At 66.0% G+C, this 12,281-nt stretch carries 8 protein-coding genes; 3 read left to right on the forward strand and 5 right to left on the reverse strand.

All coding sequences use genetic code 11. From position 1 onward, the window contains the following. Positions 1 to 144: 144 nt before the first annotated feature. The gene (mutS, locus tag K7W03_RS02585; RefSeq protein ID WP_222885481.1) at positions 145 to 2,796 is read left to right on the forward strand and encodes a DNA mismatch repair protein MutS; all 2,652 of its coding nucleotides are present in this window, start codon (positions 145 to 147) and stop codon (positions 2,794 to 2,796) included. Between the two features lie 9 nt (positions 2,797 to 2,805). Then, complete coding sequence (locus tag K7W03_RS02590; RefSeq protein WP_222885482.1) at positions 2,806 to 5,565, forward strand: [protein-PII] uridylyltransferase; 2,760 nt, start codon at positions 2,806 to 2,808, stop codon at positions 5,563 to 5,565. Between the two features lie 57 nt (positions 5,566 to 5,622). On the opposite strand, the gene K7W03_RS02595 is transcribed toward K7W03_RS02590, so the two are convergent. From K7W03_RS02595 to K7W03_RS02610, 4 genes are all read right to left on the reverse strand, one after another. Then, positions 5,623 to 6,126 carry a L,D-transpeptidase family protein gene (locus K7W03_RS02595; protein ID WP_222885483.1) on the reverse strand — a complete coding sequence of 168 codons (504 nt, stop codon included), beginning with the start codon at positions 6,124 to 6,126 and terminating at the stop codon, positions 5,623 to 5,625. Then, positions 6,123 to 7,181 carry a GTP cyclohydrolase II gene (gene ribA / locus K7W03_RS02600; RefSeq protein ID WP_025551736.1) on the reverse strand — a complete coding sequence of 353 codons (1,059 nt, stop codon included), beginning with the start codon at positions 7,179 to 7,181 and terminating at the stop codon, positions 6,123 to 6,125. The genes K7W03_RS02595 and ribA overlap by 4 nt, the downstream gene beginning before the upstream one ends. After that, positions 7,181 to 7,978, reverse strand: a complete 798-nt coding sequence (gene xth, locus K7W03_RS02605) for an exodeoxyribonuclease III (RefSeq protein WP_044660572.1) — start codon at positions 7,976 to 7,978, stop codon at positions 7,181 to 7,183. The genes ribA and xth overlap by 1 nt, the downstream gene beginning before the upstream one ends. A gap of 515 nt (positions 7,979 to 8,493) precedes the next feature. Continuing rightward, positions 8,494 to 9,147: a LolA family protein gene (locus tag K7W03_RS02610; RefSeq protein WP_044660573.1), complete on the reverse strand. Its 654-nt coding sequence runs from the start codon at positions 9,145 to 9,147 to the stop codon at positions 8,494 to 8,496. A 335-nt stretch (positions 9,148 to 9,482) separates the two neighbouring features. Between K7W03_RS02610 and K7W03_RS02615 the strand changes: the two genes are divergently transcribed. Then, positions 9,483 to 9,926, forward strand: coding sequence for a hypothetical protein (locus tag K7W03_RS02615; RefSeq protein WP_222885484.1), 444 nt, complete (start codon positions 9,483 to 9,485; stop codon positions 9,924 to 9,926). 21 nt (positions 9,927 to 9,947) lie between these two features. Here the strand turns inward: K7W03_RS02615 and K7W03_RS02620 are convergent, their stop codons facing one another. Then, positions 9,948 to 12,269, reverse strand: coding sequence for an FtsK/SpoIIIE family DNA translocase (locus K7W03_RS02620; RefSeq protein ID WP_025549602.1), 2,322 nt, complete (start codon positions 12,267 to 12,269; stop codon positions 9,948 to 9,950). Positions 12,270 to 12,281: the final 12 nt, after the last annotated feature.

Here is a 12,281-nt window from a genome sequence, read left to right on the forward strand (position 1 = left end):
AATCGCGCTTTGCAGGCCCGCATGGGCTGAATGCCGACCGCCCTAGCGGTAAGAATATCTTGTGGGCAAGTGCGAGAAGCGCAATTTTCCTGCTGTTTCTTGCAGCACTGGCATGAGGCCGGGCTTCACGCTATCCGCTGTGCCATGGCGCGAACGATCGACACATCCACGCAACAGGCGACGCCTATGATGGCGCAATATCTTGCGCTGAAGGCGGAGGCGCAGGATTGCCTGCTCTTCTACCGCATGGGCGATTTTTTCGAGCTGTTCTTCGAGGATGCGAAGGCGGCGGCGGCGACGCTGGACATCGCGCTCACCAGCCGGGGCGAGCATGGCGGCGCGCCGATCCCGATGTGCGGCGTGCCGGTGCACAGCGCGGAATCCTATCTGGCGCGGCTGATCAAGGCGGGCCATCGCGTCGCCATCGCCGAGCAGACCGAAACCCCCGCCGAGGCCAAGGCGCGCGGGTCCAAGTCCCTCGTCGCCCGCGCCATCGTCCGTTACGTGACGGCGGGCACGCTGACCGAGGAGACGCTGCTCGACAGCCGGCGCGACAATATGCTGGTCGCGCTGGCGCGGGTCGGAGGCGAGGAAGCGGGCGAATATGGGCTGGCCGCCGCCGACATTTCGACCGGGCGGTTCGAGACGCTGACCCTGCGGGCGGCCGATCTGCCCGCCGAACTGGCGCGCCTGCGACCGAGCGAGATCGTGCTGCCGGACGGGCTGGATCTGGAACTGCCGGACTCCCACTCCTTCGACCGCGCCGCCTTTTCCAGCAGCCGGGCCGAAGCGGCGCTGAAGCGCATTTTCGGCGTCGCCACGCTGGACGGATTCGGCCAGTTCGGCCGCGCCGAACTGGCGGCGATGGGCGGCCTGCTCGGCTATCTCGACCATGCGGGCAAGGGCACCCTGCCCTTCCTCGCCCCGCCGATGCGGAAAACCAGCGGCGGGCACGTCGCCATCGACGCCGCGACGCGCGAGAGCCTGGAGATCACCGCCACCATGAGCGGCACGCGGGCGGGCAGCCTGCTGGGCGCGGTCGACCGGACCGTCACGGGCGCGGGCGCGCGCCTGCTGGCGCAGGACCTGTCCGCGCCGCTGATGGACCAGGCCGGGATCGAAGCGCGGCTGGGGCTGGTGCAACTGTTCCATGACGACAGCATGCTGCGCGACCAGTTGCGCGTGGCGCTGAGGGCCCTGCCCGACATCGGCCGCGCCTTGGGCCGTCTGGCGATAGGTCGGGGAAGCCCCCGCGATCTTGGCCAATTGCGCGACGGGCTTGGCGAGGCGCGGCTGTTGCGGGAGCGGCTGGGCCGCCTGCCCGACCAGCCCTTGCTGCTGGCGCAACTCCTTCCCTCGCTTGACGGCCATGGCGCGCTGGTCGACAGCCTGTCCCGCGCCCTCGTCCCCAGCCCGCCGACCGAGACCGCCAATGGCGGCTATATCGCGGACGGCTATGACGCCGCGCTGGACGAGCTGCGCCGCCTCGCCGGGGACGGCCGCCGCGCCATCGCCGCGCTGGAGGCGAAATATCGCGAGCAGACCGGCATCGCCTCGCTCAAGATCCGGCATAATGGCGTGCTCGGCTATCATGTCGAGGTGCCCGCCCGCGCCGCCGACCAGTTGATGCAGCCCGACAGCGGCTTCACCCATCGACAGACGCTGGCCGGGGTGGTGCGCTTCAATTCGGTCGACCTGCACGAACAGGCGAGCCGCGTGGCGCAGGCCGGGGCCCATGCGCTGGTGGCCGAAGCCGCGCATCTGGAAGACCTTGTCGAAGCCACCCTCGCCCGCAAGGCGGAGATCGCGCGCGCCGCCGATGCCCTTGCTCGGCTCGACGTGGCGGCGGCGCTGGCGGAACGCGCCGCGGAGGGCGGCTGGCAACGGCCCCATTTCGTCGCGCAGGATGGCGAAGGCCCCTGCCTGGAAATCGTCGGCGGCCGTCATCCGGTGGTCGAGGACGCGCTGCGCCGCGATGGCCAGCCCTTCGTCGCCAATGATTGCCGGCTGTCGGCCGGGGACCGGCTGTGGCTCGTCACCGGACCCAATATGGGCGGTAAATCCACCTTCCTGCGGCAGAATGCGATCATCGTGATCCTTGCGCAGGCAGGCGCCTATGTGCCCGCCGCGTCCGCGACCCTGACGCTGGTCGACCGGCTGTTCAGCCGCGTCGGCGCCTCGGACAATCTGGCCAAGGGCCGCTCCACCTTCATGGTCGAGATGGTCGAAACCGCCGCCATCCTCGCCCAGGCGACCGAGCGCAGCTTCGTCATCCTCGATGAAGTCGGACGCGGCACGTCGACCTATGACGGGTTGGCGCTGGCATGGGCGGTGGTGGAGGCGGTGCATGAGGTCAATCGCTGCCGCTGCCTGTTCGCGACCCATTATCATGAGCTGACCCGGCTGGCGGAAACCCTTGCCTCGCTCTCGCTCCACCATGTCCGTGCGCGGGAATGGAAGGGCGATCTGGTCCTGCTGCACGAGGTGGCGGAGGGCCCTGCGGACCGCAGCTATGGCCTGGCGGTGGCGCGGCTGGCCGGGCTTCCACCCGCCGTCCTGAAGCGCGCCAAGGACGTCCTCTCCCGCCTTGAAGCGGGCAAGGCGAAGACCGGCGGCATCGCGGCGGGGCTGGACGACCTACCCCTCTTCGCCGCAGCCACGGCTCAGGTGGAGGAAAAAGTCGATCCCCTGCGCGCCGCGCTGGATGGCATCGACGCCGACGCGCTCTCGCCCCGGGAGGCGCTGGACCAACTCTACCGGCTCAAGCAACTGGCAGCAGCCGGTCAGGAAGACTAGATAAGCCTTATGGTCATGCAGTTTCCGAAATTGGGGTCCAGGCGCGCGATCATCGACCGGCGCGCCATTTCCGACCGCATCGCCGCCCTGGCGCAGGAGCATCGGGGCGACCAGATCAAGCTGCGCGGCCTGATCGTGAAGGAACTGAAGGACGCGCTGGACGCCGGGCGGGAGGATGTCGCCCGCCGCCTCAGCCAGAGGCCGACCCGAGGGCGGGAGGCCGTGACAGCCTTTGCCTTCCTGATCGACCAGATCCTGCGCCTGCTCTACGACGCGACAACCCATCACCTCTACCCGGCGGGCAACCGCAGCACCGGCGAGCGGATCGTGCTGATCGCGGTCGGCGGCTATGGCCGGGGCGAGATGGCGCCGCACAGCGATGTCGACATCGGCTTCATCACCCCGTGGAAGCCCACCGGCTGGACCGAGCAGGTCATCGAATCCATGCTCTATTCGCTGTGGGATCTGGGGCTGAAGGTTGGCCATAGCAGCCGTTCCATCGATGAGACGATCCGCATGGCGAAGGCGGACCTGACCGTGCGCACCGCCCTGCTGGAGGCGCGCTACATCTGGGGCGACCGCGCCCTGTATGAGGAGATCAGCGCCCGTTTCGACGCCGATGTGATGCAGGGCACAGCCCGCGCCTTCGTCACCGAAAAGCTGGAGGAACGGGACGAACGGCACAAGCGCATGGGCGACAGCCGCTATGTCGTCGAACCCAATGTGAAGGAGGGCAAGGGCGGCCTGCGCGACCTGCACACGCTGTTCTGGATCGGCAAATATGTGAACCGGGTGAAATCGGTGGCGGAACTGGTCGATGTCGGCCTGCTGACCGAAACCGAACTGCGCCAGTTCCAGAAGGCGGAGGATTTCCTCTGGGCGGTGCGCTGCCATTTGCACATGATCACAGGGCGGGCGGAGGACCGGCTGACCTTCGACCTGCAACTCGAAACCGCGACCCGCATGCATTTCACCGGACGCGCCGGGCGGTCGGGGGTGGAGCGCTTCATGCGCTATTATTTCCTGAACGCGAAGACGGTGGGCGACCTGACCGCCGTGTTCCTCGCGCATCTGGACGACCAGATGGCGGAGCGTGGGCGTCGCTATATCCCCAGCTTCTTCCGCCGCCCGAAGAAGCTGGACGGCTTCGTGCTGGATCGCGGGCGGCTGGCGCTGCCCAACGATCATTTCTTCCAGGACGATCCGGTCCGCTTGCTGGAAATCTTCGCGCTCGCCGACAGGCATGGCCTCGCCATCCATCCCAGCGCCATGCGCGCCGCCAGCCGCGACGCCAGCCTGATCACTGCAAAGGTGCGCCGCGATCCCCGCGCCAACGCCGCTTTCATGGAGGTGCTGACCAGCCCCCGCGACCCGGAAACCGTGCTGCGCTGGATGAATGAGTCCACGGTCTTCGGCCGCTTCATCCCCGATTTCCGCCGCGTCGTGGCGCAGATGCAGTTCGACATGTACCACCATTATACGGTGGACGAGCATACGATCCGCGCCGTCGGCCTGCTGGCGCGGATCGAAAAGGGCGAACTGAGCCAGGATCATCCGCTGGCGGCGGACCTGATGGGCAAGCTGCTGTCGCGCCGCGTCCTCTATGTCGCGGTGCTGCTGCACGACATCGCCAAGGGGCGCGGCGGCGACCACAGCATATTGGGCGCGGAAGTGGCGGACCATCTCTGCCCGCGCCTGGGCCTGACACCGGCGGAGACGGAGACCGTGTCCTGGCTGGTGCTGCACCATCTGCTGATGTCGGCCACCGCCTTCAAGCGCGACCTGGCCGATTACAAGACGATCCTCGATTTCGTCGACGTGGTGCAGAGTCCGGAACGATTGCGGTTGTTGCTGTGCCTGACCGTGGTCGACATCCGCGCCGTCGGACCCGGCGTCTGGAACAGCTGGAAACGGCAATTGCTGGGCGACCTCTATGAGGCGGCCGAAGAAGTGCTGCGCCTCGGCCACAAGCAGAAGGGCCGCAGCGAACGCGTCACCGCCAAGCAGCAGGCGCTGCGCCAGGCGCTGGGCCTGTCCGAAGCCGATTTCGAGAAGCTGCGCAAGCGGCTGCCGGAAAGCTACTGGATCGCGGAGCCGGAGGACATCCTCATCCACAATGCGCAGCATATATTGGAGGCGGGCGATTCCCCGCTCTCCATCGCCGCGCAATATTATCCGCAGCGCGGCGCGACGCTGGTGACGGTCTATGCCGCCGACCATCCGGGGCTGTTCTACCGGATCGCGGGCGCCATCCATCTGGCGGGCGGCAACATCATCGACGCGCGCATCCATACGACCCGGGACGGCGTCGCCATCGACAATTTCCTGGTGCAGGACCCGCTGGGCGGCGCCTTCCACAGCCCCGACCAATTGACGCGCATCCGCAAGGCGATCGAGGATTCGCTCGCCAACCGCCACCGCATGATCACCAAGCTGGAGGCGCGCCCCCTGCCCCGCACCCGCGCGGAGGCCTTCCGCATCGAACCCAATGTGCTGATCGACAACAAGGCGTCGAACCGCTTCACCGTGATCGAGGTGAATGCGCGGGATCGCCCGGCGCTGCTGTTCAGCCTCGCCAACGCGCTGTTCCAGTCGAAGGTGACGGTGCACAGCGCCCATGTCGCCACCTATGGCGAGCGGGCGGTGGATACCTTCTACGTCACCGACCTGCTGGCCGGGAAGATCGAGAGCAGGGCGCGGCTGCAGACGCTGGAACGGCGGCTGCTGGAAGCGGCAGGCGGTGAGGTGGCGGAACTGGAGCGGGCTTAGGAAGACCCGCCTCCCCCGACCACCTCGTCATCCCCGCCTTCGCGGAAGGACGAACCTTCAGACGATCTCCATCACATCGCCCGGCGCCAGCAACGGCAACAGGCGCAGCATATCCGCCCGCTCCACCGCCACGCACCCCGCCGTAGGACGACCTTCGGAAAGATGGAAGAAGATCGCGCTCCCCCGCCCAGGCACCGGCGGCGAGTCATTGTGCCCCAGCACGACGATCACATCATAGGCATCATCGTCCCGCAGCAGATTTTCCGCTGAAAAGGCCCGCGGCAGATGCACGGGCCGGTTATAGGCCGGATCGGCCGGATCATCGGACCAGCCATCCCCTTCCCGCACCCAGCGCCACGGCAGGCGGATGCCCGCCGCCGCCGCCGCCTTGCCCGGCCGCAGCAACACGCCCCGGACCGGCCAGATGCCCAACGGCGTGCAGCCATCCCCCTCCCGCTTGTCCGCCGCTGCACAGACGCCGCCGCGCCCGATGGTGCAGGGCATGTCCAAGTCACCGAAGAAAAGACGCCCCGCGCCCGCATCGACGCGGATGGCGCTCACAACTGATGCCCTGTCCGGTCCCGCTTGGTGGCGAGATAGCGCTCATTATGCGGATTGGAAGGCAGGATGATCGGCAGCCGTTCCGCCACCCTGATCCCGGCGGCTTCAAGCCCCGTCACCTTGTTCGGATTATTGGTGAGCAACCGCACCTCGTCCACGCCCAGCAGGTCCAGCATCCGCGCCGCCACGGAAAAGTCGCGCGCATCGATGGCGAAGCCCAGCCGGACATTGGCGTCGACCGTGTCGAACCCCTGATCCTGCAAGGCATAAGCGCGCAGCTTGTTGACAAGGCCGATGCCGCGCCCTTCCTGCCGCAAATAGAGCAATATGCCCCAGTTCGAATCCGCGATCTGGTGCAGCGCCTGATGCAGTTGCGGCCCGCAATCGCATTTCAGCGACCCCAGCACATCGCCGGTCAGGCATTCGCTGTGCAGCCGGATCACGGGGGGCGAGGAATCGCGCTGGCCCACGATCAGCGCGACATGCTCGCGCGGTTCGTCGGGACTGCGGAAGGCGACGATCTCCGCCGTCTCGCTGGCCGACACGGGCAGGCGGGCGCGCGTGGCGATGGCCAGATGCACGGCATCGTCATAGGCGTCGATGTCGGCGGCGCTGACCTCCGCCTCGCTGTCGCCTTCCGCCGTCACGAAATAGGCCGGCAATATGCCCGCCAGCCGCGCCAGCCGCAGCGCCGCCTTGGCCGCTGAGGGCGCCGCCAGCGGCTTCGCCATGAACGGCCCTTTGAGCGGCGAGGCAAGGTCCAGCACCGGGTCGGAGATCGCGGTCGCCACATCGACGTCGATCCACGGCGCCCGCGCCACCAGCACCGGCATGTCGGGATCGGCCGCCGCCAGCTGGTTGGCGAGCTTCAGCGTCTGCGCCCGCGCCGCGGAGATCAATATGTCAGCCCCTGCGCCCGGATCGAAGCCGGCAAGCGTCACGGCATCGGCCCCCTCCACGGCCATCAGCCGCACGGCGCCGTCGGCGGCCTGCACGCGCACCGGCCAGCCCCGGCGTAGCGCGTCGATGGCGCGGGCGGCGGCGCGGGCGCTCATCAGAAGGCGAACTCCGTGATGATCGGCACATGGTCGGACGGGCGCGACCAGCCGCGGATCGGTTCCACCACGCGGTGGCTGACGGCCTTTTCCGCGACGTCCTGCGTCATCCACATATGGTCGAGCCGCCGTCCGCGATCCGATTCCGCCCAGTCGCGGGCGCGATAGCTCCACCAGGTATAGAGCCGCTGCGGCGCGGGATAGAATTTGCGGCCGATGTCGACCCAGTCGTTCGATTCCTGCAGGCGCGCCAGAATCTCGCACTCGATCGCCGTATGGCTGACGACATTGAGGAGTTGCTTATGGCTCCATACATCGCATTCCATCGGCGCGATGTTGAAATCGCCGGTCAGGATGGTCGGCTTGTCCTCCAGCGTGGAGGACCATTGGATCATGCGCTCCAGGAAATCGAGCTTCTGTCCGAATTTCGGATTGACCTCCCGATCGGGCACATCCCCGCCGGCGGGCACATAGACATTCTCGATCCGGACGCCATTGTCCAGTCGCACGCCGACATGGCGCGCCTCCCCATTGGCCTGCCAGTCGAGCCGGTCGTCCTCCCGGATCGGGATCTTCGACAGGATGGCCACGCCATGGTGCATCGGCTGTCCGTTCAGCACCTGATGATTATAGCCCCGTTGCCGGAACAGCCCGGCCGGGAAGGTATCGTTCACCACCTTGGTTTCCTGCAGACACAATATGTCGGGCGATTCCTCCGTCAGAAAGCGCTCGACAATATCGAGCCGGGCACGAACGCTATTGATATTCCAGGAAGCGATGCTGAGTGTCTGAGGCATGGCTGATCCACTAAGACCCTCCGCCGCCCCGCGCAAGGGCGGCGAATGTCCCGGCAGACGGAACAGCGTTGGCGCCGTTCGACGTTCAGTTCAGGTGGAGCCGAAAATGGGATGTTCGAGCATCGGAACGCAGCGCACTTCATGTCCGTGAGCGCCGAAGCGGATAAAATCCCGCTTCGGAGGCCCGCATGAGCTATAGCGCGCTGCGTTAAATCGGACGCTGGTCACGCGCTCTCAGTTTTCGTTGTCGCATCGTTTGAAGCGCAAAACCGCTTCCCACTTTTCTGCGCGATGCTCTAAATGTCGGATCGCACCGAAAAGGCCCCCGCTCCGGGGGCATGGAACGGGGGCCTCGATCGCGCCCTTGAAGCGCTTTGCGGCGGGAGCGGGGTTCCGGGTAACAGGGGGGAAATCCCGGTTCCGTCTCGCGCCGTGGAGTTCCTTTTAGGGCTCGGGATATGAGCCTCAGATGAACGGGTCTGAAAAGTTTTCGGCCCGTCGCACCTGGGGCCCGCTTAACCGCCCGACGCGCGCCCCTTGGGCCGCGGGTCGGTCCAGCGGAAGGCGGAATCCGCCACGGGCACGCCATAACGCTGGTTGCTGAGCTTCACCGCCGTCCGGTTGTTCTGCGAATCCAGCGCCACCCAACCATAGAGCTGCAAGCCCGCCGGGCTGCCCGCATCGCGTTTGAAGATCATGGTGATCGTGCCATATTCGGGCCGTTTGGGGTCGCGGGCCTGGACGGACAGCACGCTGGGATCGCCCGTCTGGATCACCTTGCCGAACTTCGACAGGTCCTTGGACGGATCGATCAACGCCCCCAGCGGCGAATTGCCGATCGGCCAGCGCTGCACCTGTCGCACCTCATAATCGATCATGGTCAACGCCTTGCCGTCGCCCACGATCAGCAAAGGCACGCCCTTCTGATACTGAAAACGGATCTTGCCCGGCTGCTTGAGGGTAAGCTGGCCGGTCAGCGTCTGGCCGTTGCGGTCCGTCTGGGCGAAATCGGCGGTCATGGTGGTAACGGCGCGGATATAGGCATTGACCTTCGACAGGTCCGACTGGTCGGCCTGCGCGGCGGCCGGCATCGCCGGCACCGCAAAGGGCGCGGCAGCGATCGCCAGGGCGGCCAGCGTCAGGCTGTGGGGCGCAAGGATGCGCTTCATGCAATCATCTCCGGTTGTTCAGGATGAGAAATGTAGGTGGCAGGGCTTGAACCCGCTGTGAACCCATTCGTTCCTGTCATGCAACGAATGGATTGTCCGCTTCAACGCTCAGCCCGAAGAATATGCGGGTGGTTGGGAATCGGACACCCACTTTATCCCTCTCCCTCGAGGGAGAGGGCTGCGCAGACTTGGCAGCTTGCTGCCCTAGTCGTAGCTGGGTGAGGGGGTTGCGATCCAACGGATCGCGCGGCACTCCCCCTCATCCCAATCAGCCCAGGCTCCTTCGTCGCCAGGGCTTCCTATCCTTCTCCTTCAAGGGAAAAGGAAGATCTTGAATGGGCCATTCCCTGGCCTTCGCCATCATGTCACGAAATGAAAACGGGAAGGGGGAGAGCAACATGGTCGCTCAATCCCCCTCTGCTCCCGCTTCGCCAGTGCCGGTCTTTCCGGCGGCCCCTCTCCCGATTTATTTTTTAGGCGCTGCGGTGAGCGGCCTCTGCTTAGCCGGGCGCGAAGACAAAAAAAAGGCCGATCCGAAGACCAGCCTGAAAGTTTTTAGGAGAGGATGCCTGAAAGGCAGGGCCTTCTTCGCCCAGATCGCGTTTCCCGGCAAATGCGAAGAACCGAAGGACGATTGCATGAAACGCAATCAGCCTTGGAAATCAGGGGTTTTTCCCGGCGCCACCGGGGTTTTGCCGCACGGCGATGACCCAGCAATCCACGCAAAAACCCGTTTCAGAGCGAAATGGGCAGTGGTTTTTTGGCATCAGCCCAAATGAAAATTTTTCACGCCGACCGGATCAGAGCGGATTGCCATTCTCGTCGCGCAGCACTTCGCGGCGGCCGACATGGTTGGGCGGACCCACCAGCCCCTGCTCCTCCATCTGCTCGATCAGCCGGGCGGCGCTGTTATAGCCGATGCGCAATTGCCTCTGGAGCCAGCTTGTCGACGCCTTCTGATTTTCGAAGACGAGTTGGCACGCCTTGCGGAAAAGCTGCGCGTCCGGGCTGTCGTCGCCCAGGTCGACACCGTCGAGCGCGAAGCTGCCCTCCTCCGGCTCCTCGGTGACGGCGGCGATATAATCCGGCTGTCCCTGGGCGCGCCAGTGATCCGCCACCACGCGCACCTCGTCGTCCGACACGAAGGGACCGTGGACCCGCATCAGGCCCTTGCCGCCGTGCATGTAGAGCATGTCGCCCTTGCCCAATAGCTGCTCGGCGCCCTGTTCGCCCAATATGGTGCGGCTGTCGATCTTCGACGTGACGAAGAAGCTGATGCGGGTCGGCAGGTTGGCCTTGATGACGCCGGTGATGACGTCGACCGACGGCCGCTGCGTCGCGAGGATCAGGTGGATGCCCGCGGCGCGGGCCTTCTGGGCAAGACGCTGGATCAGGAATTCGACTTCCTTGCCCGCCGTCATCATCAGGTCGGCCAGCTCGTCGACCACCACCACGATCTGCGGCAGCGGCTGGAAATCGAGCTGCTCCTCCTCATAGATCGGCTTGCCGGTCTCGGGATCGTAGCCGGTCTGCACGCGGCGGCCGAGCGGCTTGCCCTTGGCCTTCGCCGCGCGGACCTTCTCATTATAATTGGCGAGGTTGCGGACGGAGATCGACGCCATCATGCGATAGCGGTCCTCCATCTGCTCCACCGCCCATTTGAGCGCGCGGATCGCCTTGGCGGGCTCGGTCACGACCGGCGAGAGCAGATGCGGAATGTCGTCATAGGTCGACAGTTCCAGCATCTTGGGATCGATCATGATCAGCCGCAACTGGTCCGGCGTCATGCGGTAGAGCAGCGACAGGATCATCGCGTTCAGCCCCACCGACTTGCCCGAACCCGTCGTACCCGCGATCAGCAGATGCGGCATGGGCGCAAGATCCGCGATGATCGGCTCGCCCGAGATATTCTTGCCCAGGATGATCGGCAGGGTCGCTTCCTGTCCGAACTGCTCGCTGGTGATGAGTTCGCGGAAGGACACGCCCTCCCGGTTCGCATTGGGCAGTTCGATGCCGATCACGGTGCGGCCCGGAATCGTCGCCACGCGGGCCGAAAGCGCCGACATGTTGCGCGCAATGTCGTCCGCCAGCGCGATCACGCGGCTCGCCTTGATGCCGGGCGCTGGTTCCAGTTCATACATGGTGACGACCGGACCTGGACGGACCTCCACGATATTGCCCTTCACATGGAAGTCGTCGAGCACCGATTCCAGCAGGCGCGCATTGCGTTCCAGCGCGGCCTTGTCGATCTTCTGTCCCTGGCTCGCGGGGGTTGGATTGAGCAGGTCCGGCGAAGGCAGGGAGCTGTTGCCGAACAGGTCGTCCTGGCTGACCGGCGCCATGGAGCGCTGCACGGGCGCAGGCTTGGGCGTCTGGATGTTGATCGGCGGCTTGGGCTCGTTGGTGACGGTCTTGCGCGGGGTTGCGACGCGCTCGAACGGCTCGTCATCTTCATCCGCGTCGACGACCGGCGCGGGACCGGCCAGAGCGAAAGCCGGCCGGGGCAGCGCCAGGCGCGGCAGAGAGGGCCGGCGCAACGCGATGATCGGCTTTTCCAGCGCCAGGCTGCGATACCAGAGGACAAGGCCCGCGATCAGCGTCAGGACGATCAGGATTCCGGTGATCCAGCCCTGCGCGGCGGGCGCCTGCGCCGCAAGGCTCATGACGCCCCGCGCCGTCACCAGCGCGATGATGCCGCCCCATCCGGCGGGCAGGCCGACCAGCGGATTGGTCTGGAACAGCGCCAGCGCGATGCCGAGCAGGACGATGCCGGCAAGGCACTTTCCGAACTGCGCCTTCCACCCGCTCATGTCCTGATCGCCCCACAGCCGCCGGGCGGTGATCGCCATCAGCGGCAGCACCAGCGCCACCGGCACGCCCAGCAGCCAGAGCAGGAAATCCGCGACCCAGGCGCCGGGCGCCTGCATGATATTCTGCACATGGTCGCCCGCCACCGTGTTCATCGACGGGTCGCTCGGCTGATAGCTGAGCAGCGCCAGCGCGAGGAACAGGGTCGCCAGCAACAGCGCGATCGCGCCGATCAGCGCACCGCTGCGGATCAGGCTGCGTTTCAGCATTTCGCGCCATTCCGGCGTGCGTTTGGCTCCGCGGCTGACAGCCATGGCGTCAATGTC

Source organism: Sphingobium sp. PNB, from assembly GCF_019873065.1.
GTDB classification, from domain to species: Bacteria; Pseudomonadota; Alphaproteobacteria; order Sphingomonadales; family Sphingomonadaceae; genus Sphingobium; species Sphingobium fuliginis.

Coding starts and splice junctions, on each gene's coding strand:
- ribA (WP_025551736.1), bottom strand. CDS start 7,181: ATGAGCGCCCGCGCCGCCGCCCGCGCCATCGACGCGCTACGCCGGGGC.
- K7W03_RS02590 (WP_222885482.1), top strand. CDS start 2,806: ATGGTCATGCAGTTTCCGAAATTGGGGTCCAGGCGCGCGATCATCGAC.
- mutS (WP_222885481.1), top strand. CDS start 145: ATGGCGCGAACGATCGACACATCCACGCAACAGGCGACGCCTATGATG.
- K7W03_RS02610 (WP_044660573.1), bottom strand. CDS start 9,147: ATGAAGCGCATCCTTGCGCCCCACAGCCTGACGCTGGCCGCCCTGGCG.
- xth (WP_044660572.1), bottom strand. CDS start 7,978: ATGCCTCAGACACTCAGCATCGCTTCCTGGAATATCAATAGCGTTCGT.
- K7W03_RS02615 (WP_222885484.1), top strand. CDS start 9,483: ATGGGCCATTCCCTGGCCTTCGCCATCATGTCACGAAATGAAAACGGG.
- K7W03_RS02620 (WP_025549602.1), bottom strand. CDS start 12,269: ATGGCTGTCAGCCGCGGAGCCAAACGCACGCCGGAATGGCGCGAAATG.